Origin of the sequence: Shewanella submarina (assembly GCF_042646185.1) — a bacterium.
Classification (GTDB): domain Bacteria; phylum Pseudomonadota; class Gammaproteobacteria; order Enterobacterales; family Shewanellaceae; genus Shewanella; species Shewanella corallii.
The window spans coordinates 294,334-320,581 of sequence record NZ_JBHRTD010000006.1; the positions used below are offsets into that span (position 1 = coordinate 294,334).

Here is a 26,248-nt window from a genome sequence, read left to right on the forward strand (position 1 = left end):
TTATGCAACCTGTCCACTATTATTCTCAGAGGATGATTGTTTTTTCCTAACTTTTGATAAGTAACATTTATCCTTTAATCACTGGGACGTGGGTTAGACAATCATTGCTCGTCACTATCCTCCGCGTCATTTTCAGGGGTTCCGGCTGAGTTCTTTATCCGTTTGGCTCTGGCTTTACGTCGGTCCAGTTCTGCGCGCTTAAATGAGAAAGTGCGGGACAACAGGAAACCAATCAGGCCGGCAATCACCAGCATCACCTGCTGCTGCTCCATATTCAGCTGATGGGCAGTCTTGATTTCATTAAAGAAGAGTTTGGGGGCCAGATAAACTTCCACATAGCCCAGGTTGGTATCATCCTGATAGACGGCTTCAACATAGGGAGGGTAGGGCAACAGCAGCTGCTCCAGCTCTTCTGAACCCGGCTCCAGTTCCAGCTCAGACAGGCTTTGAGCAAAGGAGAGGCGTTGCCCCTCAGCGCTGAATATGGTTGCCGCCATCACCTTGGGGTCTTCCACCAGAGCTTCTGTCAGCCACTGCAGTTGTTCATCATTCTGCAGTTGCAACGCGGGGGCGGCACTGTAGGCCGTTTGTTGCACCATCAGACGGGCCATCTTTTCAGTTTGCGACTCCAGCAGCGCCTGTCCCTGCAGCAGTGAGGTTTGCCACAGCTGGACCAGGGCGGCTATCAGAGCCAGCGCCACTGCCAGTTGCAGAATTCGGGTGAACTTGTGACTTTTTTTAAGGCCGCTTAGAAAAAACACAGGTATTCCATGAAAAGATTTTGCTTGTATTATGCCATGATAAATGATTCTTTGGGCATCTTGTATAAATTAATAGGCTTCTCACAAGAGCCTGAGAGATAGACTTGAGTATGGACACCTCCGCTCCTCTGCCTGACTGGTTCAATCAAATCCAACACGCTTCAGCAGATCACTCTGCGCTGCACAATGAAACCTCCGCCAGCCAGTTCCCCTACAGATACAGATTGATATGGGATCCCGCTGTCGACACCCAGGCTGTTTGCCAATGGTTGTCAAAGGCAGGGCAGGAGATAAGCCTGTGTCCGCTGCTGAGGCAAAACAGCCTGGCTGGCATTGAACTGGGCTGTCAGTTGCCTGTTCCACGCCCCGGCGTCCTGAATGACAGAATTGAGTGGTTTGACGTATGCGAAACTCTCCCTTCTCTGTCTGAACGTGGATTGCTGGTGATGGATATGGACTCAACGGCGATTGAGATTGAGTGTATTGATGAGCTCGCCAAAATGGCTGGTAAGGGCGATGAAGTGGCTGAGGTTACTGAGCGTGCTATGCAGGGTGAGCTGGATTTTGAGCAAAGCCTGAGACAAAGAGTAGCGGCGCTGCAAGGCGCGGACGAGAGCATTATCAATGCTTTGTGTCAGGAGTTACCTTTGATGCCTGGTCTTGAAGTGATGGTGAAGGAACTGCAGTCCCATGGGTGGCAAATTGCTCTGGCATCCGGTGGCTTTACCCCCTTTGTGAACTACCTGAAAGAAAAGCTGTCTCTTACTGCGGCCTTCGCCAATGAGTTGGTGGTTGATGATGGCAAGCTGACCGGCGAAGTGACTGGCACTGTCGTCGATGCTCAATACAAAGCGTCTGTTCTTTCCCGGCTTGGAGATGAGTTTGCCATACCCCACCGTCAGCAGGTGGCGATTGGCGACGGTGCCAACGACATTCCCATGATTCAGGCTGCCGCTCTGGGAATTGCTTTTCACGCCAAGCCTAAGCTGAAAGCTGAAGCCTGCGCTTCCATTGATAATCTGGATCTTAGGGTGCTGCCATACCTATTAGCGTTGAAAGACTGAGTTAGAGTAAACACTCTTGAGATTGAAAGCTCGGCACTGTAGGGTGATGTTCACCTGCTTTTAACATTAATACTTGTGGCTTCCATGATTCAGCAATCACATTTTCTGCCCTACCGGGATGGTCAGTTACATCTCAGGCAGGTATCTCCTTCCGAAGCAAATAACAACCTTCCTCCTGTCCTTATGCTTCATGGCGCCATGTCCAATGGCAAGGTGTTTTACAGCAAATCGGGGAAGGGCTTGGCAGGGTTTCTGGCTAAGGCCGGATTCAACGTATATGTGCTGGATACCGCCGGGCGGGGTCTGAGTACTCCCAGATTAAGTCGCGGATTTGAACTGGGTCAGGGAGAGGTGATTCGGGAGCAGTTGCCATTGGTACAGTCGTTTATTCTGGCAAAACATCCGGGTCAACAAGTGCATTGGTGTGCCCATTCCTGGGGGGGAGTCTTGATGACCAGCTGCCTGATACGTTTTGCCGACGTAAGAGAGAGTGTTGCCTCCTTGCTGACGTTTGGCACCAAGCGAGCCATTAAATCCCGCTCTTTGAAGAAATGGTTGATGGTTGATCTGGTCTGGAATCGTGTGGCTCCTGCACTGGCCAGAAGAGAAGGTTATCTGGCAGCGGATAAATGGCGAATGGGGATGGACAATGAAAGTCGTGCCTCTTTGCAGCAGAGCATTCATTGGGTCAGCGGAGAGTGGCTGGATGCTGATGATAACTTTGACTATGGTGCCGCTGCCAAAGAGATCCATTGGCCACCGAGCTGGTTTATCGCGGGTAAGAATGACACAGTGCTGGGTAATCCTGCGGATATCCAGCGAACCATTGCTGAATGTGGTATTTCAGAGGCGAAATATACCCTGCTGAGTCGTGCAGACGGATATCGGCACGATTATGATCATGCCGGTATGCTGACCCATATGGATGCTGAGTCTGACCATTTCCCGGAGGTGTTGGACTGGTATCTGTCCCAGTCCATTGAAGCGATAAAGGGGTGAGGCTTACCCTTTATTGGCGATTTGTCCATGCAGTTCCGGGAAGCGCATTTGCACTTCCATGGTGATGTCCAGTAACTCGCCAACACCAATCAGATGCCACATCATGTTTTCCACCTTTTTGGCTTTATGTGGTGCCTGTACAGTGATGTAGTCCATCTCTTTGCGAATATAGTACATATCCGGCTTGGCAGCCGCGCCAATATAAAGTCTCAGGGCGCGGAATTGACCATTACGCTGGCACCTTTGAATCATTGCCAACTGCTCATCTCTGTCTGCAAGCTCATCCAAAGGATAGCAATAGAGCTCTACCTGACCTCTGGGTTGACGGGCTATTTCAATAAAGACTTCAAAGGTCTTCAGGCCGTCTGTGGGTCGGCTTTCCCTGATACTGCTCATCACCCACTGTTTGAATCTCTCTTCTCCAAACAAGGGCGTCAGATCGAACTCCAGGTGTTTGCCACTGCTGGCGGCAAACATATCTGTCAGCTCATTGGCGGCAGGTCCAATTCCAAGTGCACTGAGCTTGCCGGACTTAGCCGTCTTTTCGACAAACAGGGGGACGGAGGAGAGCTTACGCATCAGCAGGTTTTTCATGCCGTCAGCGAGCTCTTTTATCTCGCTGTTATTTTCCGTTAGCTGCTCCAGTTTGTCGGCATTGTGTTTGATCAGGCGTCTGATAAATTCAACGCCCACGTGAATATCATGGCCTATTTCGGCGGCGAGGTGGATAGTGACGCCATTTTTACGGGTACGAACTATCCGGTAAGGGAGATTGGACAGGTTAACTTTGCCTGCCAACGGCTGCAGTTTAGGGAAAGCCAGGATGACAGTGGATTTTTCATCAAACTCCACCGGGTGATCCATGGTCAGTTGCATCCCCTTGCCGGAAATGTTCTGTGTTACCGCGTGGCAGGTTTTATCTCCTTGAGTCAGGGTGACCAGGGTTTTAAAGGCAAATCTGGCTTCACCTCTGCGTTCATTGAATTGCAGTGACACCAACTGAGCCTGATGGCTGCGCACCTTACGCTGGGCAAATATTTTCAGCTGATTGACATCCTGATCATTAAACCAGGCCTGGTAATGGCCTGCGGCTGCGGACTGAGTGCAATCTATCAGTTCAAGTACATGAGATATCCGGGATAACTTGTGCTCAGTCATCTCTGAGTACTCTCTGTCATCCATAGGCATGGAGGCATTACGGTAAGGCTGATTGTGGTCTACTTTTTGGCAGCCTATTCTGAAAATCCGCCATCCATTCTTTTTAGCCCCAAACCCAAGAAACAAAGGCAGCAGTTTCTTGGCTTTCAGCTCAGCCAAAGTCGCAGAATAGAAGTGGATACAGCCTTTGACTGTGTGAGTGAAGCTGAAAAACAGCCTGTGCGCCGGATTCTTGGGTTCAGTGATGATTCTGCGAAGGCGGGTAGGCGTCAGCATGGAGGTCATCTGACTTTTGTCATTCTCATCAAAGAAGTAGTTCACCAGGGCATGGTTGTCCTGGCTGAGCAACATATGGCTGATAAAGGGCTCGTTGTGCTTATTTCCCACGTAGAGTGGCAGGTGGGGAAGTCTGGGCAGATACTGCCGCTCTAGCCCCATGGCAATGGCCGACTGATAAATATCATTGATATCCAGTTTGTACTTTTGCCTGTAACTTGAGATAAAACTGTCGAGCAGGTTGGTGAGGTTTACCGAAGTATCAACCCGCTTCAACCTGAGTACGGCAGTGTTATCATCCGCATCTTCAGAGCTGATAATCTCATAATCCATGCCTCTGGCCAGCTCATCAAACAGATGCTCTTCATCAATGTAATGCAGTTTGACATGGATTGGCTTACTCATGTCGATTCGGTTGGCAGGGGAGAGTTTCACTCTGGCACCATTGACTGAAAGGTCCAGAGTGTTACCTTGCAGCTCCGGTCCATTAAGTTGACTGGCGGAAATTTTAACTGCCATGGTCAGGCGAACTTCGTTGCGATTACAATAGTTGCCCATAATGATGCCGGGCACCAGTAAGGAGTTCTCCTCTTCCTGCGGGACGTCATTGTCTTTGGCTTTCTGGTCATTTTGTTTTTGGCGTCTTGCCTTGAAACTCTCTATGACCTCTTCATAGACACCTACTGTGTACTCTCCCTGATACAGGGCGATACTTGATTCAAAGACCTCTTTGGAAGGGGAGTCGAGGAAATGTGCCTGCTCACCGTGCTGAAATTCCTGGCAGGGCAGGTCACTGCGATCCCTCAGGTCAATAGTTCGGGTGCATGGCGCTGAAATGCGATTCAGCTCCATTTTGATAAGAAACCGTGTGGAAGTGGACTCGTCTGCAGTCAAATGATCGAACGCCTCCTGAAAGTGCTCCTCTTTCAGCAGGGGTTTGAGTTGCTCTATAAGTTGGGTTTGCAGCTCGATACTCATGTTCACTTCTTTTTGGTTTTAGTTTGAATGCCGGTAATCACCTGTTAATGTCGGCGGGTAACCCGGTTACTTTATTAAAGTTTATACGAAAATTTATTAAAATCATGGCGAAAAATAAAACGGCTTTTGTCTGTAACGAGTGTGGCCAGGACTTTCCCCGTTGGCAGGGACAGTGCAGTGCCTGTAAAGAGTGGAATACCATCACTGAGGTTCGGTTGGGCAGCGCCACTCCAGCCCGGGGCAATAGCTTCAGCGGCTATGCCGGTTCCAGTGGCAGCGAAGTACAGACTCTGGATCAGATTGACCTGAATGAATTACCAAGACTCAGCAGTTCGTTCAAGGAGTTTGACCGTGTGCTGGGTGGCGGGATTGTACCCGGTTCGGCCATTTTGATTGGCGGTCATCCAGGTGCAGGTAAAAGTACCCTGCTGCTGCAGACACTGTGTCAATTGGCCGAGACCCTGCCTGCCCTGTATGTCACCGGCGAAGAGTCGCTGCAGCAGGTTGCCATGCGTGCCCATCGTCTGGGCCTGCCTACGGCCAGGTTACGCATGCTGTCGGAAACCAGCGTTGAACAGCTGTGCGATGTCGCCCTGAAAGAAAAGCCCAAGGTGATGGTAATCGACTCGATTCAGGTGATGCATATGAGTGATGTGCAGTCGTCTCCGGGCAGCGTCTCTCAGGTGCGGGAATCTGCCTCCTATCTGACGCGATTCGCCAAGCAGCATGGCATTGCAGTGATTATGGTTGGCCATGTCACCAAAGATGGCAGCCTGGCGGGCCCCAAGGTATTGGAACACTGTATCGACTGCTCTGTGATGTTTGAAGGTGACAGTGACAGTCGTTACCGAACCTTGAGAGCGCACAAAAACCGCTTCGGTGCCATCAATGAATTGGGCGTGTTTGCCATGACTGAGCGTGGTTTGCGTGAGGTAGCCAATCCTTCAGCGATATTCCTGTCCCGTGGCAGCGAAGCGGCTTCAGGCTCTCTGGTGATGGTGATTTGGGAAGGTACCCGTCCCATGTTGGTAGAGTTACAGGCGCTAGTCGACAGCTCAGCCCTGGCCAACCCAAGACGAATCGCTGTGGGGATGGATGCCAACCGGCTGGCAATGTTGCTTGCGGTTATGCACAGACATGGTGGTTTGCAGATGTCTGATCAGGATGTGTTCGTTAACGTGGTGGGCGGCGTTAAGGTCACAGAAACCAGTGCTGACTTAACGCTGTTGATGGCCATGGTCTCCAGTTTTCGTAACCGGGTTCTGCCTCAGGATATGGTGGTGTTTGGTGAGGTGGGGCTGAGCGGAGAAATACGCCCAGTACCCAATGGTCAGGAGCGTTTGTTTGAGGCTGCCAAACACGGTTTTAAGCGGGCGATAGTGCCTAAGGCCAATGTCCCCAAAAAGAGCCCTGAAGGTATGCAGGTAATAGGTGTAAATAAGTTAACCGAAGCCCTGGACGCTCTTTCCAACCTGGACTGAGTGACTCAGTAGCGGGAGCCCGCACGCTCGGCCACAAAGTGGTCGAGCTCTCTGTCCAGCAGGGAGGCATCACCTTTATTCAGCGTGAGCATGCGTCTTAAGTGACTGATGCTTTCCACATCTATGTGCAGACATTTGAATCCCACAGTCTCTTCATCCATGTGCTTAAGCTGCATCTCAATATCGATTTCAATCTGCGAGTCAGGCAGGTAAAAGCTCAAAAACACGGATAAACCACAGGGAGAGTAATCCTCGGGCCGTTCAACCAGTGCACCATTTAAGCTCAGATCCAATATTCGGGTATCCCAGACACCGTTCTTCTGACGCAGTTCCGCTGGCGCCTCAAACAGTATACGTGTGTAGTGTCGCCTTTCAGTCATCCAGATTTCTCTTCTGCATCAACTTGTTTGTTAATTAAGCATATCTCATCGTTGCCAAGGTGCAAAAATATGCCTGTCTTCATCTGCGTTTGAAGTGGCATTTTGACTCAGAAGAAGGCGTTTTTCAGAGATTAAATTTCTACAGAACTTTTCATCTTTAAACTAAATTTAAACAAAAACACCGTGAAATTATGAATAATTATGAATAAAATTGCTGAAAAGCACTGATAAACAGCAGAAAACTATGTACAACATTCTTATCTTTGATACTGACTGTATGCTGCTGCCCAGGTTGGAAAAACACCTGGAGCCCAATAGATATCGTCTGATTGGCGTGACGGATTCAGAACAACTTTGGTATGAGTTCAACAGACAGCATGTGGATTTGGTATTGCTCGATGTGAACCAACCCAGTGCCGAAGGACTGCATATCACCCGGGAGCTCAGGGCGAGATCGAATGTCGGCATAGTGCTTATCAGCGACAGAGCTGAACCTATAGACAGAATCATAGGTTTGGAGATGGGAGCGGACGATTATATCGGTAAGCCCTATGAGCTGAGGGAGTTGCAGGTTCGGCTGCGTAACTTGATGTGGCGTATTGCTCTGGTGCGTAAGGCAGAGTCTGCTGCCGCTCAGCAGCATATCCGCCAGGATAACCTGATCCAGTTCGAAGATTACGAACTTGAGCTAAACAGCCGCAAGTTACGTAAGGGGACAGACCTTATCAAGCTGACCAAGGCAGAGTTTGAGCTGTTGGTGGTATTTGCGCTGCATCCTCAACAGGTGCTGACCAGAGAGCGGTTAATGCAGCAAACCAGTCATCGTAATCAGGACGTCAATGACAGAACCATAGACGTGATTATCCGCAGGCTGAGAAACAAGATGTCCACTGATCTGTTTGTTACCGTGCACGGTGAAGGGTATCTGTTTTCGGCATCGCCACAGGATTAAGTCAGGCACAGATAACTCAGGGTGGCTATTGATGTAAGCCTGATGATCCTGCGCTCATCAATACTCAGACCTGAAATGAAAAAGCGTAGCCGAGGCTACGCTTTTTTCGTTTTTCTGTCTCAGGGCTGTTTGAGCGCTGAGATATCATCTCTGACCCATTGCAGAGTCATCTTCGCCAGCGCACTGTAAAACTGCCCTGGGTCACAGGTATCGACTCTATCGACAAAGGCAGCAAGCCATGAATCGATACAGGTTTCCAGAAACGCCAATTGAGACTCATCTGAAGCAGTCACACAAAGTTGCGCCATAAACGCCAACATCACTGCCAGATGGTCTGCAGGCTCTTTAAAATCACTCTGAACCTGCAGTTGGCTTTGACGAAGAAAGTCACACATTACATGGTGTTGCTCACCAAAAATTGTGGGCCTGTCTTCATCACTGAGATACAAACTGGCGTAGGGAGAGGCTGCATTTTTGTCTCCGACCAAGAACAGGCCGCAGAAATCTGCAGCCAACTCCAGGCGCTGACGCTCTGTGGTCATCTGCGTCAGTGTCGCCAACAGGATCTGCACTGGCCTGGCCATGTTTGGATCCTGTGCAAGCATATCCCAAAACACCATGGCATCCGGGCTGGTCAATTCCTTTTGTCTTTGTTCACTAATCTCCCAGGCGAACAGGGAGGAGAACAGGTTATAAACCAGACTGCGAGCTTGGTTTACTTCCGTTTGGCTCATACAGAAACCTCAATTGGGCCACTGAAGCCACTGACTTCAGGAACCTTGCCTGTGTATTTCTCATAGTCAACCAGACAAGTGTACGCAGAGCAAGCCTGTGCCAATTTAGAGGTACCTATATCCAGCGTCAGAGTATTGGGATCACCATAGGAATCCAATGCGCCGATCTCCCAGCCTCCGGCTTTGGCGCCGTCTTTACCCACTGGAGAGTACCAGGCCCCTTCCTGAATACGAATGACACCCTCAGGGAAGTTTGACGAGATTACTGCGCCTGCCAGCAGCTGACCACGGTCGTTGAACACACGCACAATATCGCCGTTTTTAATGCCACGCTTCTTGGCATCCCTGGCGTTGATATAGCAAGGTTCACGGTCTTTCACTGTGTAGGTCGCGCGGAACTCGTCTGATTCACACATCTGAGAGTGCAGGCGCTTGTCAGGGTGGCAGGACTGCAGCCAGATAGGGTGCTTCTTGGACCCTGGACCACCATGACTACGCTCAACTTTTTCCATCCAGGTTGGGTGACCTGGACAGTCGTCGTAGTTGTACCCGGCAATCTTACGGCTGTAGATCTCAATCAAACCGGAAGGGGTACCCAGAGGATTGATTTCAGGATCTTCCCGGAATGCCTGATGACGAACCCAAGGCTTACCTGGGCCAAAATCATAGTACCCGGCTTTCCAGAAACTGGCGAAGTCAGGCATATCAAACTGACCGCTATTCGCCTGTTTACATCCGTTGTACAGGTACTCGAGCCACTGCAGCTCGTTCATGCCACGGGTGTACTCTTTCTCTTTGCCCAGCTTACGGGCGAAGCGGGTAAAGATCTCAAAGTCAGACAGACTTTCATACAGAGGCTCTACCATCTTGTGCATGGCCAGGATACCGCGGTTTGCGTATGCACCGTAGATATCCAGATCGTTTCGTTCCAGCGTGGTACAGGCTGGCAGAACGATATCTGAGAATCTTGAACCGGCGTTCCAGTTGGTATCAATGGTCACTACGCACTTGAGCTTGTGGTAAGCCTCTTTCATGCGATTACGGTTTTGGTGGTGGTTCCATGGATTACAACCGGAGAACACCATCATCTTAATATCAGGTAGCGTGACCTTATTACCGTTAGCATCAATCACTTTACCCGGCTCAAGGATAGAATCTATCCAGCGGGCGACAGGAATGACACTGCTGTATCCCTTGAAGTCATTGTTGTCAAAAATCGGTTTGACACCTTCATCCAGGTTACGTGGGAAAGCGCCTGGCATAGCGGCACCGGACGCAGGGATACCAATACCTGAATAGTGGTGACCATAGCTGATACCGCCACCGGGAAGACCGATCTGACCTATCATGGTTGCCAGTACAGCGGCCATCCAATATGGCTGTTCACCATGTTGCTGACGCTGAACACACCAGCCCATCATCATTTGCACACGGCCTGTGGTCATCACCTTGGCCAGTTCACGGATCCGCTCCGGGGTGACGCCACAGATCTTGCTGGCCCACTCAGGGGTCTTCTCTACACCATCTGATTGACCCTGAAGATATTTTAGAAACTCATCAAAGCCCAGGCTGTAACCCTGAATAAAGTCAGCATCATGCCAGCCCTGTTTGACCATCTCATGGGCAATACCCAGCATCAGGGGAACATCTGTCTGTGGATTTACATACTGATGCTCAACATTTTCCAGGTAGTTTTGGGTTTTGCTGACCACAGGGTCGATGCTGATAACCTTAATCTTGCCCTCTTTAACCTTCTTCTTCAGCTCTGCGAGATAGAAGTAGGACTCGTGGGTTTCGGTATTCCACCCCACCTGCAGGTTTTTATAAGGGTCATTTGACCAAAGCACGATAGTGTCTGTGTGCTCCAGAATCAGCGACCAGGAGGTACCTTGAGCATATACCTCAGTCGAGCCCAATACATAAGGCATGATCACCTGGCCGGCACCTGTGGAGTAGTCACCGACTTTTTTGATGAAGTTGCCGTGCATGGCTACCGCGCGTTGCATATGGCTGGTACAGGAGTGCATTTGACCTACGGCACGCCAGCCGGTTTGACCGGCATGCAGACCGGAAGGACCATACTTGGTCTGTACTGTGTTGAGGGCATCAATAAACAGCTCAAGCGCCTGATCCCAGGTTACACGGACAAAGCGAAAATCACCGCGCTTGGTGGTATCGCTTTCCCAGCCTTTCAGCAGGTAGTCCAGTCTGACCATGGGGTAGCGGGCGCGGCTGTTGTTGTATACCAGGCCACGGATGCCGTTGATCATGTCACTGGGGTACTTGTCGGTATCGAATGGCAATACCTTATCTATCACCCCGTTTTTACGATTGATTCGAAATGCGCCCCAGTGGCTGCCGGTGACCAGCCAGTCCTCTTTGGGCTCACTCAAGGTTCCTGCCATTGCCGTCAGTGGTTTCAGAACCGAAGTGCTGCCCAAGGCAACGCATGATACGGACAGCAAGCCTTTTAGAAAGTGTCTTCTATTCATTGTCATCAGAGGCATCCTATCAGTGGTGGCCAGACTTATCGAAAGTTGAGGAGTGTTCCTGCAGGTACTTCTGTACTAGCGCAGTGGTGTCCTGATCCATGTTCACAAAGGCCAACATGCCCTGGAACATGCCCGGCCAGGTATTGGCATCAAAGTGAGCCGGTGCAGGCTGAGTGTGGCAAACACTACAGGCTGTGTTGTAGGTGTCTTTCGCATAGCTCCACAACATATCCGGGTCTTGCAACAGGTAGTTCTTGTTGGTCCAGATATCCACTTCAACACGTTGCCATGTCAGGCCTGTCATAGGATCCTGCTTGTCCTCAAACACTCGGATAGTACCTTCATGTTTGGCCGCTTCTTTGGTCAGCTGGGCAGTCAAAATGTTTACGCCGAAGTCTTTGTAAATCACACGACCTGCGCCGATGCGCTTGCGCCAACCTTCGATGCTGATTTTGACTCTGTCGCCCTGGGTTTCCAGCACTTTCACTTCAGTGGCGATGTTCAACAGACCGGCATCTTTGTCGCCGGTAGGACCTTCAAACAGCTCTTTGGTCAGGGCTGAATAGTATTCCTGTCCATCAACCGGGGTAACACCATGGCCTACCTGAGCAATCAGTTCAGGAGCACGGGAAGTGCCCATATCCGGCAGGTGGTGAGCAATGCCTTTGTGACAGTCGATACAGCTTTGATCTTTCTCCGCTGCCTGCTTCATCTGCTTCACTGCCAATGGGCTCATCTTGTCCCAATTCATAGACTTATAGTCATGGCAATTCTTACAGGTCTGGGAATTGGTTTTATCAAACTGTTTCCAGACGCGGCTGGCCATTTCCAGTCGTTTCTTTTCATATTTTTCCGGCGTATCGATAACGCCAAAAATCTCACCGTAAATATCTTTGGCTGCAGCGACTTTTACGCCCATCTTCTGGGTCCAGTTGTGAGGCACGTGGCAGTCAGGGCAGGTGGCTCTTACACCACTGCGGTTTGACCAGTGCACGGTTTCCTGCAGCTCTTTATAGGGGGTGTCTTTCATCGTGTGGCAACTGATACAAAACTGCTCAGTGTTAGTGGCTTCCAGCGCGGTATTGAAGCCGCCCCAAAACACCACGCCCATAATGAATGCTGAAATACTGATTGTCCCCAGCGTCAGGTAACGCGCAGGGCGATTAAGGGTGCGCCAGAGGTTGATCAACCACTTCATAATAAAGCGTCCTCGAATTCGGATGTGGATGTGGAATTAGTTGTGTCCTGGCATGCCGCCAAAGGTGTTGTAGAGGAATACACACAGGCCATAGAAGCCGACAAAGCCGACGGCCAGCAGGGGGAACAGCACAACCACGATAAAGCCCAGTGCTTTCAGCTCGCTGGTCTTGACCTGATCTTCGGTGCCCTCGGAGGGGGTATTGGTCGCCATAACTGGTTAGTCTCCAATAGATTCACGGTTCTAATCATCGAACTATAGTTCAACGATATGAACGGATATGGCGGTCGGTATGAATGGGATTTGATTTGTTGTGAAAAAAAATGAAAAAGTATAGCGGTTCACCTGTTTACATCAGATGAACAATGACAGCATTTATGCCAAATTCTCCCTGTTTCAGCCTGCTCCCGGGAAAGCAGGGTTTACTCTGTCAGATTACCGAGAATTTATGCAAACTATTGCGTAAAGGGTGTTTTAGTCTTGTTGTATTAAGATAAATTTATTAGTCGGCCGGGCTCTGTAGCGAAATTTCACTCTATCTGCCTGCAGTTACAGCAGATGCTGCTGGGCACTATTTGTTCCCGATTGACCGTATTTCAGAAAAATAACTCCTGTTGGTTAATTTTGCGGTGAGATGTGCATCACAAATCCCCCGTTAATGTGAAATGTATAAAGTGTGATCTTTCTCTCAAATTCTAGTGTTATTTAAACCAAGCCAACAACTTAGTGGCTGAATTGCAAAATCAGCATACGCCCCTGACTTGAGTCTCACAAGAGGGTTATTGATGAGGTTGATGAATAAACGCTGCCAGCAGATCCTTCCAGGTGAGAATTCCAATCAATTGTTTATCTGCTGTCACAGGTAAGCATCCGATTGAATACTCCAGCAACAGTGCCGTTGCGGTCTTGATGTCGCTATCCGGTGTAACAGTCACTGGCTGACGGGACATCACCTGATGAACTCTGAGATTCAGCGTATTCCTGTCTTTTTGGGTTTCAGCGGCCTTCCCCAGGCTTGGGCTGATGGCCTTAAACAGGTCTCTTTCAGACAGTACACCGACCACGCGTCGTTTATCTGTGACCAGAAGGTGGTGAAACTCCACTTGATCAAGCAGGTCCCTCGCCAGCTCAAGCCTGTCATCCATATCCAGTGTCATGACTCTGGTGCTCATTATCTCTCTGACCGTCAGCATAGTTTCCTCCCTGAACAGGGTTACCCGGGTGGGATTCACGGCTTTGTCATCTGCCTGGGATTCAATAGGAGCAAAATATCAGTTCCATGAGGACGTCCCTGTGCCGCAACTCTCAACCAATTCCATTTCATACAAGGCGTTGTCAGACCATAAAGCCGTCCGATATACCCAGTCTCTTGTTGGTATTCCCTCTGTGACTCCTGAGGATGGAGGTTGTCAGGACTGGGTTAATGAAAAGCTTGCTGCGCTTGGCTTCAGTATAGACTGCTGGCGGGTAGAGGGGGTGACCAATACTCTGGCCGTATTGGGGCAGGGAGCCAAACGACTGGCGTTTGCCGGGCATACCGATGTGGTTTCACCGGGGGACATTCGACGTTGGCGTCACAACCCATTTGATGCGGTCATCAATGAAGGTCTGTTGATGGGGCGTGGCGCTGTGGATATGAAATCCGGTTTGGCCGTGATGTTGGCTGCACTGGGGAGTCATGTTGAACAATACGGCGTTCCCTCAGCGCTGCAATATCAGTTTTTAATGACCAGTGACGAGGAGGGAGAAGCTGAGTTTGGTACCCGTGAGATTGTCGAGAAGCTCAAATTACGAGATCTCGTGCCCGACTACTGTCTGATTGCCGAGCCAACTGCGGCCAGGAGCAGTGGAGACACCATACGTATTGGCCGCCGTGGTGCGATTTCATGCAGGGTGAGGTTTTCAGGAAAGCAGGGGCATGTGGCATACCCCGGTGACACCTGTAACGCTGTTGATTTGGCTGCAGAGGCGATAGCAGTATTAACCTCTTTACCCTGGGATAGTGGCTGTGACGACTTCCCCGGCACCAGTCTGCAGGTAACCTGGATTAACTCAGGTGCATTCGTTGACAACCTGGTGCCCGGGGAATGTGAGCTTTGCTTTAACGTCAGATTCAGTCACAGATACTCGGTCAATGAAATAAAACAGACTATTGAGTTGGCACTGTTTGAAAGGCTAAGAGGCAGGCAGGATACCCTTTGGCAATTGGAGTGGGACAGATATTGTGAGCCCTATTTTACCCCGGCCGGTCTGGATGACAGTTTGATAGCCAAAGTGGAAAGGGCTGTTTTGAGTGAAACCGGAAAGTACCCCTGTTTGTCATCTTCCGGTGGCACCTCCGATGGTCGCTTTCTGGCATCTGACAGAACTCAGGTAGTGGAGTTGGGGTTGCCCAATGCCACGATTCATCAGGTCAATGAACATGCGCGGCTGGAAGATATTGTCTCCCTTTATCAGATATACCGTAAGCTGTTGCTGGAGTTCTCCGGTGTCTATGAGGACTGAAAGCTAACGGGCATGTTGAGCTGGTGTTCAGGACGCCCTTGAACTTTGGTGACGCCCTGTTACTCAGACCTTGTTATGGCCTCGGGTTCAGCTGACCTCTTCTGTTTTGCCAACCCTATGACTGTCTATATATCGAGTGCGTTTTTTGGTTTTCAGCTTTTCAATATCAACCAATACCAGTCCATCGATACAGTCTCCAAAGTCAGGGTCGACACCGAAGTCGAGAAAACGGGTTCCACCGGTTTCTGTCACTTCGGCATACTGTTTATAAAGCGTCGGAATGGACTCACCCAGAGCAGCCATATTGGACTTGAGCACCCTGAATCCTTCCAGGTAGTCGCCTGAGCTGTATTGACTATCAAGACTGGACTGGACTGCCGCCGAAAGCGTCAGGCTTTGGTTGGCAGTGGCCAGGCCCTCCGCACCGAAATACTTACGGTAAAAGTGAACCATCATTTGCTGCGCCAGAGGCTGCATATCGTTGCTAATGGTGACCGGACCGAACAAATATCTGTACTGTGGGTTGCGGGCCAGGAAGGCGCCGATACCAAACCAGAGATAGTCCAGTGAGCGCTTACCCCAGTATTTGGGCTGAACAAAACTGCGTCCCAGCTCCAGCCCTTTGGCAAATATCTCGTTGAACTCATCTGAATAATGAAACAGGGTTTGGCTGTATAAACCTCTGCTATCAGTTCCGCCGGGCAGAATCTTGTCACAACAACCAAATCGATAAGCACCGACTATCTCCATGGCATCCCTGTCCCACAACACCAGGTGCAGATAATCCTTATCATAGCTGTCTATATCCCGACGCTTACCTGTACCTTCCCCTACAGCCCTGAAGGCAACTTCCCGCAGTCGGCCTATTTCACGCATGATTGGATTGGTTCCCTGATGTCGATATAGATAAATCGCCATATTATCCTGGGTATGCCCAAGCAGTTCACATTGCTTCAATGCATGCCAGAGATCGCTGCGGGACTCGGGATGGGCAATTGGAGCGAGCGTCTCAAACAATGGTGGTTTGTGTGTCCCTGTGCGGTAGAGGTGAGTTTTCAATTTACTAACCTGCTGCGGCAGACTTCCCCGCAGTGATTCAATACTCTCATAGGGAATAAGGCCGCCGACCCGCACCGGCATGCTGCGACTTTGTTGTTTAAACATCTCTTTGACCAGCAGTAAACTTCCCAACGGCTTAAACAGCATAGAGGCACCGTAAAAGGCGGCGGAATTTCGGGCATTGGCCAGAATGGGCAACATGGGGGCCCGGCAGGTTTTGGCTATCTTCAAAAAACCGGTTTGCCACCGGGTATCCCGGACACCATTGGGGCACAGTCTGGACACCTCGCCGGAGGGGAATATCAGCAGGGCACCTCCCGATTTAACATGCTGGTGGATAGCCGCCAGATGCTGTTTTGGTGTTCCTCCCTGCATGTTATTGACCGGAAGCAGAATTGAGTGCAGAGGCTCAAGCGCCATTAACAGTTGATTGGCCACCACCTTGATATCACTGCGGACTTCGCTGATAAGTTTGATCATGGCAAGGGCATCCAGCGAGCCAATGGGATGATTGGCAAATATCACCACGCCTCCGGATGTGGGTATATGTTCCAGTTCCCTGTCAACAAGAGTAAACCTGAAGTCGAAGGTTTCCAGTACCTGATCAACAAAGTCTATGCCTTGAAAATGTGCGAACTGTTCAGCGATTTCGTTGCACTGCTTCTCATGGAGCAGATACTTAAGCATGGCTTTGGTAGGGCGGGCAATCAGAGGATGTTTGTTGATATTTGGCAGATTATCTTCGAGTAACTGATCGACGGTAAAAAACATGGGGCGCTTCCTGTCTGGCAACAGGCGCCTGTATTAAGGCGCCGAAATTACCGACCAAGAATAGCGACCCGGGGTGACTGAAGCGTGACACTCAGATGACAGCCAAATGACTGTCGTGGGACGGCGTCATGCTTCTTTACGCGGTTGCTCTATCATCAGGTTGGCAGGCAGGTTTATCAGTATTTCTGTGCCATCCCCCGGGTTGGAGTAGACTTTAAGCTCACCTCCCAATACCTGAGTCACCAGGTTAAACACGATATTCATGCCCAGACCACTGCCTCCCTGTCCACGTTTTGTTGTGAAGAAAGGACAGAAGATCTGTTCCCTTACCTCTTGAGGCATGCCGCAGCCATCATCGTGGTAACGCAGCTCTATACCATCCAGTAGTTGGGTTACTGACAGGTTCATTTTGCCGGGCTGACCCTCTTCGAAGGCATGCATTATCGAGTTATTGAACAGGTTGGAGACGATTTGATAGAAGACCCCAGGATTGGTTTTAAGCCACAGGTTGTCCGGGCAGTCTATCTGGTAGTGATGATGGGTACGCTTCAGCATAGGCTCCATGGACTGGAGGATTTCCATCAGATAGTTGTGGAAATTGAACTGGCATACCTCTTCATGGGATTGATCCACTGCCACATGTTTGAAGCTGTTCATCAGTTTGGATATGCGGTTCATATTGGTGAGGAAGAGTCGGCAGGACTCTTCGACATCTTCTTGATACTGCGCAAAATCCCCTTCTGAGACCTGATTGCACTGATAGCTGTGATTAAACTCCCTGATACGCTCCAGCAAGTTGGAGGAGGCGGTCACGCACACGCCAATGGGAGTATTCATCTCATGGGTAATACTGGCGACCAGGCCACCGAGTGTGGCCATTTTCTCTTTGTCTTTCAGTTCTTCCCGTGTCAGTTGCAGCTCTTCTACCATGGCATGAAGGTTGTCCTGACTGGCACTGAGTTCCCGGGTTCTGGCGTCAACTCTGTCCTCCAGCTCCATATTCAGCAGGCGTAGCTCTCCCTCGGTATCTTTGAGGGCCTGGATATTCTTGATGGTACCTGTCATGCGCTCTGTTTTGCCGTCTAAGCCTCGTTCTGTGGCTTTTCCTCTCAGCTCAACCCATATCCACTGCTCATCATCTTTGGCCCGTCCCCGATAACACACATGTATGGTCTCTGATTTCCCCCGCAGACAGGCTTTAATGGCTTTTACCACGGCTTCCTGTTCGTCAGGGTGCACTGTGGCCATGACAGTTTCTTTTAAATTAGCCTCTTCACCCGGGTACCTGAGAAAGGTGTTGCTGCGGACAACCTTGCCGTCTTTTAACTCCCAGTCCCAGAACTCATCGCCACTGCTCCACAGGGCCAGCTGCAGCCTTTGTTCGCTGCGACCCAGCTGTAGTAAAAGTTGCTGCTGGACGGTGAACTTCTGTTGCCAGACATACAGAATAAGCCCCAATACGCTCATTATCATGAGTGCATATAGACCATAAGCCCACCAACTTTGCCAGGGGGGAGGAGCAATACGAATATGCAATTGAGTGATGTCACTGACTTCATGACTGAGGTTGGCTGCTCTCAGTTGCAAAAGGTAGGTGCCCGGCGCCAGGCCGGTAAAATTGACCTGATTGTTATGAACCTTAAACCAGTTGTCATTAAATCCCTGCAGTCTGTATTGGTAGTTGAGGTAACTGCCGTCTTTCAGGGAGGGGGAGTGGAAAAACAGAGTGAACAGATTGGTGTCGTAGTTCAGCTTGATACCTGACAGACCATCTTCGAAGGGGGTGGCCAGCTGTTCCAGCCAAAAAGTGTCGCTCATCAGTCGAACCGACTCGATGATAGGTGCTGCAGGTTTAACTGAATTAAGAGGCTGTCCGGAGAGGATTTGGTTAAACCCATGGGTGCCGCCAAAGTAGAGGGTGCCGTCACTTTCTTCAAAATTGGCGCCGAAATTAAATTCGTTCCCCTGTATGCCGTCATTAATAGAGAAATTTTTAATAACGCCTGTTTCAGGGAAAACCAGACTCAGTCCCGATGCTGTGCCTACCCAGATGCGGTCGAAGTTGTCTTTGTGCATCATATAGGCGGCGTCATTCAGCAGGCCATTGTCCATATTGAAGAGCTTGACCTCGGCCGTGTCCGGATTGAATGAAAATATGCCATCGGATGATGCTGCCCAGATAGTGTTTCCTATGGCCTCCAGAGTCATCAGATGTTTACTGGGGATGGCCGGGTCGGTGTCTTCGCTGAAACGGGTGATAGTGCCATCACTGCTGATACGGGCCAGCCCGCCGCCGTATGAGCTCACCCAGATGTTGCCCTCATCATCCTGCAATACGTCCGATGTTTCATTGCTGCCGAACCTGTCTTTGATGGTGACAAAGCCCTGTCCTTCTCCGACAAACCTTGCTACGCCGCCTCCCCGGGTGGTAAACCACAACCTCTGACTATCATCCATAAAGTACTGATAAAGTGAGTCAGCAGGCAGTGAGGTGGGGTCTTGAGGTATATTGCGATAATGTCGATGCAGCTCATATTTGTTGGTTAACACCAGCAAACCACTGCCTCGGGTACCTATCCAGAGTTTGCCTTCGGTATCTTCACCAATAAAGCTGATAAAGCTGTTACTCAGACCTTCCCAGGGGCTGTCAAAAGGCGTTAAATCGACTATGTTCTGACCTTCCTCTACAACTTGATACAGGCCCTGGCTGGTTCCAACCCAAAGCATGCCCTGGGAGTCACGGTAAATAGCTCGTGTGTTGAGGGTCGTAATATCCTGATTTCTGAGAGCGCCCGGCCGGATATGGTGCCAGGAGTCGGCAACAAGGTTCAGCCAGTTGGCTCCGCTGCCATCTGTGCCTATCCAAAGCTGAGCTTCTTTATCCAGCCACAGTGGCCCGAGCGTTGTACTGGAGAGGCTACCTGCATCCATTGCGTTGGGCCGGTGTATTTGGGTGCCTTTGTCATTGATCTGCGCCAATCCCTGATTACGGATACTCAGCCACAGGTTTCCATAAATATCAGCCTTGATATCCAACATCTCGGCACCACCATGCATATCCGGTAACCAATCGCTGCGGTCAACCAGCTGATTAACAGAAAGCTGATACTCGTAAAGCAACTGATTGCCGGCCAACCAAAGGGTATCGTAGCCCTCGTTGGTGATGCTGAGGATCTGGCCGTGAACCTGCTTGTGCTCCATCAAGCCTGTTTGTTGGTTGTAACTCATCAGCCCGCCAAGGGTGGCAATCCAGAGACGATCATTGTGCAGATGCAGTGAGGTGACATGGTCGGATGGGATTTCCGGGCTGCTGTAATGGCGTATGACAGATTCAGACTCAGGCGAAAACATAAATACGCCCTTGTCACTGGTGGCAATCCAGAGGTTACCCTCATCATCCTCGCCCAGATCTGTGATGTTCTCTTTGGGGAGCCCGGTATTCTTGGGCAGGTAGTGTGAAAATGACTGTTGCGTGCGGTTGTAACGGTTTATTCCGTCACTGGCGGTGGATAGCCAGAGTACGCCATCCCGGGACAGATGCAGATGGGCTATGTCGTCACCTGAGGTGCTTGATGGAGAGCCATCAGCCTGAAAAATAGTGATGTCTTTACCATCATATCGGTTCAGGCCAGATTGGGTCGCTATCCAGAGATAACCCTGCTCATCGGTAATAATATCGTTGACCGTGTTCATCGACAGGCCATCTTCTATGTCCAGCTGGCTGAATTTTGGGGGAAAGCTGGCCAGGGCCTGCTGAGCTAACGGCAGCAGAATAACGATGAATAAGGCAATAAACAGGTTTCCGGTTCTCACTGCATATCTCCCAGAGAATAGTCTTCTAAAGTTTAGAAGCTGGGGGGGATATTGCGAGTCGGACGAAAAAAAGGCTTCCCGGAGGAAGCCTTTCAAGGTTTAGAAGAAAATGTGTGCCATCAAAGCGATAAACGGCAAAGTGACCAGAGTTCGCAGAATAAATACCAGGAACAGCTCCCAGGCTTTAATCGGAATACGGCTGCCAAGCAGCAGTGCACCCACTTCACTCATATAAATAAGCTGAGTCACAGACAGAGTCGCAATCACAAAGCGCGTCAGTTCAGAGTCAATCTGGGCGGCCAGAATAGACGGGATGAACATATCGGCAAAGCCTACAACAATCGTCTTTGATGCCTCTTCCGCATAAGGGATTTGCAGCAGTTCAAGCAGCGGAATGAATGGCATACCCAACCAACCAAAGATTGGCGTATATTCGGCGATGATCAACGCCAGGGTGCCTATGCCCATCACTACAGGCAGTACCCCGAAGATCATGTCGATCATATTCTTGCTGCCGTCGACGAAGAAGTGCTTCACGCCGCCGGCATTTTCAGCGCGGCTAAGGGCGCGGTCCAGACCCCATGACAAAGCTGTGTATCCCTGAGGGATCACTTCATCATCTTCTTTGCGCTCGCTCTGATCGATAAACAGGTCTTTCTTACGGCTCAACGGTGGCAGGCGTGGCACCACTACTGCAGCCAGAATACCGGCCAGACACACGGTCAGGTAGAAAGGAATAAACATGTGCTCCAGCTGCACCTGAGAGATCACTACCAAAGAGAAGGTGATGGATACCGCTGAGAAAGTGGTACCAATAACCGCTGCTTCACGCTGGGTATAGAACTTCTCTTCATACTGCTTGGTCGTCAGCAGAATACCAACGCTGCCATCACCCAGCCAGGAGGTCATACAGTCAATGGCACTGCGACCTGGCAGGTTAAATACCGGACGCATAATCTTGGTCAGCAGCGCACCCAGCAGCTCAAGCAGTCCGAAGTTCAGCAGCAGGGGCAAAAGCAAACCGGCAAACAGGAATACGCAAAACAGGATTGGCAGCAGGTCATTCAGTACCAGTGCGCCGGTTCCACCTGAAGTAATCATCTCGGGTCCCATGGTGCCGTATGTCATGACGATGAACACAGCACCAAGCAGACGAACCACAAACCACACAGGGGAAACATCCAGCAGGTTCTTGAAAAAGCTGTTGTTCATTACGGCAGCAGGTTTCAATGCCTTGGTCAGCGTGGTGGCCAGCGCGGTAATAACCACGATCACAGTGACCATCAAAGGCAGATACTCAGCCAACCAGGCCTTAAGTCCCTTGGCAAGTACAGCGATAGGAATTGTCAGATCACCGTCATAACTGACAGGTGTCATAAACAGCAGCAGACCAATAAAGGAGGGGACGATAAAGGTCAGCATCGTCTTGATATTATAGTTTTGTTTAACGTTTTCCACGAGTTCTAAACCTTTGATTGCCGACAAAAAACGGGTATCCCCTTAAGCTGGGATATCAGCCACTTTGCATGGAAATGCAGTAGATTATGCAAAAGTGGTTGCAAGGTTAACCCCTTAGCGCGGCAGTGTAAAATCCATAAAATAGCAGTTGCCTGTCGCTAACAAGAATAAATATTCTCTTTAGGTGACTGGATATATGTTACCTGAAAAAATCATAAAAACATCAAAAAAATGCATATATATCATAGTGTTAACTTGTTGTTTTGGTGGTGTTAAATAATCTGGTTTGTTTTTGCCCTTGAATGATTATGCTGTCGTTGTCGGCAGGGATGCCGCATAAAAAAGACCCCGACATTGCGGGGTCTTTGTTTTGGTTACCTGCTGCCAGGTCCCTTAACCAAAGGTATGCCGCAAGTCTCTGGCTCTTTCGGCGCTTTCCTTCAGCTTATAGGCTGACTGTTCAATCATATTAACGGCCTGCAGGTTCTCCTCGCTGAGGGCAGAAATATGATGAATATTGTCAGTGAGCTCTGCCACTACCTGAGTTTGCTGGTTGGCTGCAACCGCATTCTGGTGGGCAAACCCGTGTACATCACTGATACGCTGATACACAGACTGAATATTGTCACTGGAAGCCTGAGCATCCAGCGCACATTTTTCTGCCTGGGCCCTGGAGTCATTCATCTGTTTGGCCCAGTCAGTGAGCATGGTAAACATCTTGTCGACACTTTTGGATATCAGGTTAGTGGATTGCTGAGTGCGGCTTGAAAGGGCTCTGACTTCATCAGCCACAACGGCAAACCCGCGCCCCTGTTCACCAGCCCGTGCGGCTTCAATAGCGGCATTCAGCGCCAGCAGGTTGGTTTGCTCGGCAATAGCATCTATCTCCCCCATGGCATTGGCAACCTGTTCGGCTTCTTTATTGAGGAGTTCGGCGCTGGCAGCTGCTGCGGCGACAGAGTCTGCCAACATGCCCATATTGCGATTATTGGTTTGCATATTGTCGCGGCTGGTGGCGCAATCACGATACGCTTCTTCGATATGCTCGGAAGTGGCGTTGGTATTTCCAGCGACCTCAGAAATCGTGGTTTGCAGCTCTTCCATTGACTGACTTATCTGCGCCATCTGCAGCTTTTCTTCATCCAGGCTGGCATGAGTTTGGCGTGTGGCGACCGCCAGCTCGTTGGCTATTTCGGTCAACTTTCCGGCCTGATCCTGAGTACGCCCCAATATGCCCTGCATCTTGGCCTGAGACAGCATGAGCTGGAAATCCAGCACAGAGGAGGTGTCTTTACCGCAATATATCCAGCGACTGATGGAATCATAACCCTGTTGCAGCTGGGTCAAACGTGCGGGTATGCGGAATGCTTCGTCATAAAATATGGCCAGATTCAGGCTCATTATCAGTATGCCAGCCAGCATCACGCCCCAGCTCCAGAACACACCACAGGCCAGCAAGGCTGTGGTAATCATCACGCCACTGAGCATTCGCTTTTGCATCAGGGTCAGGGGCATAGAAATACGTTTTCCCTGATTCAGTCTGGCGTATATCTTGTCAGCGCTGGAGACCCAGTTTCGCTGTGGGGCACGGCGAACCGATTGGAAACCTGTTATCTGACCATTTACAAAGATGGGAGATACAAAGGCATCAACCCAATAGAAGCTGCCATCCTTACAACGGTTTTTAACTATGCCGCGCCAGGTTTGCCCTTGTTTTAGCTTGCTCCACATCTCTTTGAATGCAGCCGCAGGCATATCCGGGTTGCGGACGATATTGTGGGGTTTTCCAATCAGCTCCTCACGGCTAAAGCCGGAGATCTCGACAAAATCATCATTAACATAGGTAATGATGCCTTTGGCGTCCGTGGTGGAGATTAACTCATCATTGTCGGTGACCGGGACTTCACCTGCGTGGTTTGCTTTCCTGAACGTCATATCTACTCCCTGATATACGACGGAATATGAACTGGAGTATAAAAATGTGACGAGTTTATCAGTTTTAATGGGAAAGGAAAGTTAGGCGAAGGTCTGAAAGCCTCTTTCTTACAATATGTTACGCCTTAATCATTGGTTAATATGGCTGCAGTAAAATGACCAGCCCTCAGGCTGGCCAAGGTGTACGCAGGAGGTGTCAGGCGCTCAGGTTATGCATGCCAGGTTGCCCCAGCCAATAGCCGTTGCAGGCCAACTCTGGCCGTGGTGCCAGCTCCCCGCGGATGAGTGCCATGACATAATCCAGCGATTCAGGACCCAGGGGCGAGATGCGATACCAATCAACGCCCATGTCGGCCATCTCTTCTCTGAAGTCCTGCAGATCTGTGCAGGCTGCCGACTGAGTCTGGATACCATTCAGTCTCAACAGTGATTGACCTTCCTGAGTCTCAAGTAGCAAACCGCTGGGGTGACGACTGCAGACCGTATCACACTGATCTTTAGCCAGACCCATATTTCTGGCGGTAAAGCAGCGTGCTGAATGAGCCAGAGGCAGATGACCATAGCCAACAACTTCCGCTTCAAACCCAAGAGTTTCTTTGTGCTGCAGTACTTGCTTCAGCCAGTTGGCTGACAGCTCCACCGGCATGACAAAACGCTGCATGCCGCAGCGATGCAGGAACTGCAGAGTTTGCAGGTTATATTGATTGATATCCGGACCAGCGACGAAGGGCAGTCCCTGTTCATGGGCCAATTGCACAGCGGCCATATCATTGGCTTCCACCATAAACTCGCCGTTGTCGACAATTTTTTTCAGCTCGGCCAGCTCAGATCTGGCTTCAACCAGTGTCAGGGTTGAAAGAACCACCTGCTTGCCAGCGTCTTTCAGTTGATGCGCTATATCCAGATAATCGTTGAACTTAAGTTGTCTGCGACGGGAGCAGACAACTTCACCCAGATAAACCAGCTCAATATCTGATGTTGCTACGGTCTGATAGAAGGATGCGACTTGCGGTTTTTCCCAGCAATATTGCACTGGCCCCAAAGAATATCTCAATGTTGAACTCATTTTATTTCCTTACTGCCAGGCCCGCTCGTAGGCACCCAGGGTAGTGATTTGCCCCTCAGATACCTTGGCCAGCGCCTGATCCCAATCTCTGCGCACATTGAACTCCTGTGGATTGTTCAACAAAGTATCAATGGCCTGGCGCCATACCCGGGTAACCTGTTCGACATAAGCCGGGCTACGCTGGCGGCCTTCGATTTTAAGCGACGTAATTCCAGCCTGGTGCAGCTCTGGCAGCAGGCTGAGCGTATTGAGACTGGTGGGGGACTCCAGTAAGAAGCTTCCCTGTTGCTCCTGCTTTGTGCAGTAACGGCCTTTACACACAACCGGGTACCCCATCTGTTCATCCAGACTGGATTTATCAATCAGGACCTCATTGAGGCGGGTGTGGCGTTCATTGCCACACTCTTGCCAACGCACATACTTAGCCGGGGAACAGGAACCACCTGTATTGGGGGACTGGCCTGTTACCCAGGAGGATAGGTGGCAACGGCCCTCGGCCATAATGCACAGGCTGCCAAAGGCAAATACCTCCAGGTCGACAACCTGCTCTTTGGCCAGATCCCTGACCTGTTTCATCGACAACACTCTGGGCAGCACTGCACGTTCAATATTGAATGCCTGTTTGTAAAACTGCAGTGCTTTGGCGCTGGTGGCGCTGGCCTGAACTGACAGGTGAAGTGGAATATGGGGGTAACGATTGCTGGCGTATTCCAGCAGTGAGATGTCAGCCACAATCAGGGCATCAACTTCGGCCTGAGCGGCTAAGTCAACCGCACGATACCAACGGTCTTCTTCACCGGGCTTGGGAAAAGTATTCAGGGTTAAAAATATCTTGCGCCCCTGAGAGTGGGTATAGCGTGCCGCTTCTGCCAGCTTGGCCGGGGTAAAATTGAGGCCGGCGAACGAGCGGGCATTGGTGTCATCTTTCAGACCCAGATAAATAGCATCTGCACCGGCATTGATAGCGGTTTTGAGAGATGCCAGATTTCCGGCTGGACACAGCAGTTCCATAAGGTGTAACTCCCTGTGGTCATAGTTTGTACCAAGACCACATCAACAATTGTGATTCTGTGATTGCTGTCCGAGTGTAGGGGGGTTTTGTGATTCAGGAATTGACGTAAAACAGGTTTCGGCTTTGAAAGCTCAGTTAGAATTCTCTGATCTGTAT

The 26,248-nt window shown here is 50.3% G+C and carries 19 protein-coding genes; 5 read left to right on the plus strand and 14 right to left on the minus strand.

Features of this window, described 5'->3' with window-relative positions:
* Positions 1 to 101: 101 nt before the first annotated feature.
* The gene (locus tag ACFOE0_RS04310; RefSeq protein WP_248935300.1) at positions 102 to 761 is read right to left on the minus strand and encodes an AhpA/YtjB family protein; all 660 of its coding nucleotides are present in this window, start codon (positions 759 to 761) and stop codon (positions 102 to 104) included.
* A gap of 110 nt (positions 762 to 871) precedes the next feature.
* Here ACFOE0_RS04310 and serB point away from each other — a divergent pair, with 110 nt between their 5' ends.
* Positions 872 to 1,825: a phosphoserine phosphatase SerB gene (gene serB, locus ACFOE0_RS04315; protein WP_248935299.1), complete on the plus strand. Its 954-nt coding sequence runs from the start codon at positions 872 to 874 to the stop codon at positions 1,823 to 1,825.
* An 84-nt stretch (positions 1,826 to 1,909) separates the two neighbouring features.
* A complete protein-coding gene (locus ACFOE0_RS04320; RefSeq protein WP_248935298.1) occupies positions 1,910 to 2,824 on the plus strand; it encodes an alpha/beta fold hydrolase in 915 nt (304 codons plus the stop codon).
* Between the two features lie 3 nt (positions 2,825 to 2,827).
* Here ACFOE0_RS04320 and ACFOE0_RS04325 read toward each other — a convergent pair whose 3' ends face one another.
* Entirely contained in the window at positions 2,828 to 5,236 is a 2,409-nt protein-coding gene (locus tag ACFOE0_RS04325) for a PilZ domain-containing protein (protein WP_248935297.1), read from the minus strand.
* A gap of 104 nt (positions 5,237 to 5,340) precedes the next feature.
* Between ACFOE0_RS04325 and radA the strand changes: the two genes are divergently transcribed.
* Positions 5,341 to 6,717 (plus strand): DNA repair protein RadA, encoded by a 1,377-nt coding sequence (gene radA, locus ACFOE0_RS04330; RefSeq protein ID WP_248935296.1) that lies wholly within the window; start codon positions 5,341 to 5,343, stop codon positions 6,715 to 6,717.
* Between the two features lie 5 nt (positions 6,718 to 6,722).
* Here the strand turns inward: radA and ACFOE0_RS04335 are convergent, their stop codons facing one another.
* Complete coding sequence (locus tag ACFOE0_RS04335) at positions 6,723 to 7,097, minus strand: PilZ domain-containing protein (protein ID WP_248935295.1); 375 nt, start codon at positions 7,095 to 7,097, stop codon at positions 6,723 to 6,725.
* A gap of 244 nt (positions 7,098 to 7,341) precedes the next feature.
* Here ACFOE0_RS04335 and torR point away from each other — a divergent pair, with 244 nt between their 5' ends.
* A complete protein-coding gene (gene torR / locus ACFOE0_RS04340; protein ID WP_248935294.1) occupies positions 7,342 to 8,049 on the plus strand; it encodes a two-component system response regulator TorR in 708 nt (235 codons plus the stop codon).
* Between the two features lie 119 nt (positions 8,050 to 8,168).
* Here torR and torD read toward each other — a convergent pair whose 3' ends face one another.
* From torD to ACFOE0_RS04365, 5 genes are all read right to left on the minus strand, one after another.
* The gene (gene torD, locus ACFOE0_RS04345; protein WP_248935293.1) at positions 8,169 to 8,783 is read right to left on the minus strand and encodes a molecular chaperone TorD; all 615 of its coding nucleotides are present in this window, start codon (positions 8,781 to 8,783) and stop codon (positions 8,169 to 8,171) included.
* Positions 8,780 to 11,275 (minus strand): trimethylamine-N-oxide reductase TorA, encoded by a 2,496-nt coding sequence (gene torA / locus ACFOE0_RS04350; protein ID WP_248935546.1) that lies wholly within the window; start codon positions 11,273 to 11,275, stop codon positions 8,780 to 8,782. The genes torD and torA overlap by 4 nt, the downstream gene beginning before the upstream one ends.
* Before the next feature lie 19 nt (positions 11,276 to 11,294).
* Positions 11,295 to 12,473, minus strand: coding sequence for a pentaheme c-type cytochrome TorC (gene torC, locus ACFOE0_RS04355; protein ID WP_115136063.1), 1,179 nt, complete (start codon positions 12,471 to 12,473; stop codon positions 11,295 to 11,297).
* Positions 12,474 to 12,509: 36 nt separating this feature from the next.
* Positions 12,510 to 12,686, minus strand: coding sequence for a periplasmic nitrate reductase, NapE protein (locus ACFOE0_RS04360; protein ID WP_115136062.1), 177 nt, complete (start codon positions 12,684 to 12,686; stop codon positions 12,510 to 12,512).
* Positions 12,687 to 13,252: 566 nt separating this feature from the next.
* Positions 13,253 to 13,666 (minus strand): CBS domain-containing protein, encoded by a 414-nt coding sequence (locus tag ACFOE0_RS04365; RefSeq protein ID WP_248935292.1) that lies wholly within the window; start codon positions 13,664 to 13,666, stop codon positions 13,253 to 13,255.
* Between the two features lie 100 nt (positions 13,667 to 13,766).
* On the opposite strand from ACFOE0_RS04365, the gene dapE reads away from it, so the two are divergent.
* Positions 13,767 to 14,978: a succinyl-diaminopimelate desuccinylase gene (dapE, locus tag ACFOE0_RS04370; protein ID WP_248935291.1), complete on the plus strand. Its 1,212-nt coding sequence runs from the start codon at positions 13,767 to 13,769 to the stop codon at positions 14,976 to 14,978.
* Between the two features lie 87 nt (positions 14,979 to 15,065).
* Here the strand turns inward: dapE and ACFOE0_RS04375 are convergent, their stop codons facing one another.
* From ACFOE0_RS04375 to ubiU, 6 genes are all read right to left on the minus strand, one after another.
* Positions 15,066 to 16,832, minus strand: a complete 1,767-nt coding sequence (locus ACFOE0_RS04375) for a GNAT family N-acyltransferase (RefSeq protein ID WP_248935545.1) — start codon at positions 16,830 to 16,832, stop codon at positions 15,066 to 15,068.
* Positions 16,833 to 16,934: 102 nt separating this feature from the next.
* Entirely contained in the window at positions 16,935 to 20,621 is a 3,687-nt protein-coding gene (locus ACFOE0_RS04380) for a two-component regulator propeller domain-containing protein (protein WP_248935290.1), read from the minus strand.
* A gap of 99 nt (positions 20,622 to 20,720) precedes the next feature.
* Positions 20,721 to 22,043, minus strand: a complete 1,323-nt coding sequence (locus tag ACFOE0_RS04385; protein WP_248935544.1) for a YjiH family protein — start codon at positions 22,041 to 22,043, stop codon at positions 20,721 to 20,723.
* A gap of 429 nt (positions 22,044 to 22,472) precedes the next feature.
* Positions 22,473 to 24,014 (minus strand): methyl-accepting chemotaxis protein, encoded by a 1,542-nt coding sequence (locus tag ACFOE0_RS04390; RefSeq protein ID WP_248935289.1) that lies wholly within the window; start codon positions 24,012 to 24,014, stop codon positions 22,473 to 22,475.
* 196 nt (positions 24,015 to 24,210) lie between these two features.
* Entirely contained in the window at positions 24,211 to 25,068 is an 858-nt protein-coding gene (locus tag ACFOE0_RS04395; RefSeq protein ID WP_248935543.1) for a U32 family peptidase, read from the minus strand.
* Positions 25,069 to 25,089: 21 nt separating this feature from the next.
* A complete protein-coding gene (gene ubiU / locus ACFOE0_RS04400) occupies positions 25,090 to 26,091 on the minus strand; it encodes a ubiquinone anaerobic biosynthesis protein UbiU (RefSeq protein WP_248935288.1) in 1,002 nt (333 codons plus the stop codon).
* Positions 26,092 to 26,248 lie beyond the last annotated feature (157 nt).

Coding starts and splice junctions, on each gene's coding strand:
- serB (WP_248935299.1), top strand. CDS start 872: ATGGACACCTCCGCTCCTCTGCCTGACTGGTTCAATCAAATCCAACAC.
- ACFOE0_RS04320 (WP_248935298.1), top strand. CDS start 1,910: ATGATTCAGCAATCACATTTTCTGCCCTACCGGGATGGTCAGTTACAT.
- ACFOE0_RS04325 (WP_248935297.1), bottom strand. CDS start 5,236: ATGAGTATCGAGCTGCAAACCCAACTTATAGAGCAACTCAAACCCCTG.
- radA (WP_248935296.1), top strand. CDS start 5,341: ATGGCGAAAAATAAAACGGCTTTTGTCTGTAACGAGTGTGGCCAGGAC.
- ACFOE0_RS04335 (WP_248935295.1), bottom strand. CDS start 7,097: ATGACTGAAAGGCGACACTACACACGTATACTGTTTGAGGCGCCAGCG.
- torR (WP_248935294.1), top strand. CDS start 7,342: ATGTACAACATTCTTATCTTTGATACTGACTGTATGCTGCTGCCCAGG.
- torD (WP_248935293.1), bottom strand. CDS start 8,783: ATGAGCCAAACGGAAGTAAACCAAGCTCGCAGTCTGGTTTATAACCTG.
- torA (WP_248935546.1), bottom strand. CDS start 11,275: ATGAATAGAAGACACTTTCTAAAAGGCTTGCTGTCCGTATCATGCGTT.
- torC (WP_115136063.1), bottom strand. CDS start 12,473: ATGAAGTGGTTGATCAACCTCTGGCGCACCCTTAATCGCCCTGCGCGT.
- ACFOE0_RS04360 (WP_115136062.1), bottom strand. CDS start 12,686: ATGGCGACCAATACCCCCTCCGAGGGCACCGAAGATCAGGTCAAGACC.
- ACFOE0_RS04365 (WP_248935292.1), bottom strand. CDS start 13,666: ATGCTGACGGTCAGAGAGATAATGAGCACCAGAGTCATGACACTGGAT.
- ACFOE0_RS04385 (WP_248935544.1), bottom strand. CDS start 22,043: ATGCTGACCTTTATCGTCCCCTCCTTTATTGGTCTGCTGCTGTTTATG.
- ACFOE0_RS04390 (WP_248935289.1), bottom strand. CDS start 24,014: ATGACGTTCAGGAAAGCAAACCACGCAGGTGAAGTCCCGGTCACCGAC.
- ubiU (WP_248935288.1), bottom strand. CDS start 26,091: ATGGAACTGCTGTGTCCAGCCGGAAATCTGGCATCTCTCAAAACCGCT.